We start from the raw sequence: 524 nt of genomic DNA on the forward strand, positions 1-524 counted from the left end.
CGTCCGGACAGCGCGCCGCGCTGTCCGAGGCTTCTGGTACATCTGAGAGCGTGAGCAGTGACGAGCCGCCGAACGGGGCGGAGCAGCTGGCCCTGATCCGGGAGAGCGTGCGCAAGGCGCGCCCGCCCCGGGCCAAGCCGCGCACCTGGCGGGGCGCCGCCACGGCGGAGCACCTGCCGGTCGCCCGCGTGCTCGTCAACAAGGGCGTCGTCCACCTCGACCGCACCTTCGACTACGCCGTGCCCGCCGAACTCGACGCCGAGGCCCGCCCCGGGGTACGGGTGCGCGTGCGCTTCGGGGCGGGCAAGGGGCAGGTGCGCGGCGGGCGCAGGGAGGGCGGCGGGCTCGTCGACGGGTTCCTCGTGGAGCGCGTCGCGACCTCCGACTACCAGGGGCCGCTCGCCGCGCTCGCCCAGGTCGTCTCGCCCGAGCCCGTCCTGTCGCCCGCGCTCCTCACGCTCGCCCGCCAGGTCGCCGAGCGCTACGCGGGCAGCCTCGCCGATGTCCTCCAGCTCGCCGTCCCG

Annotated in this window: 1 pseudogene; it reads left to right on the plus strand. The window is 76.5% G+C overall.

Annotated elements, in window-relative coordinates:
* Positions 1 to 50: 50 nt before the first annotated feature.
* Positions 51 to 524: pseudogene (locus tag SSBG_RS25725) on the plus strand (primosome assembly protein PriA); the annotation flags it as partial.

It is taken from the genome of Streptomyces sp. SPB074 (assembly GCF_000154905.1).
In the GTDB taxonomy this organism is placed as follows: domain Bacteria; phylum Actinomycetota; class Actinomycetes; order Streptomycetales; family Streptomycetaceae; genus Streptomyces.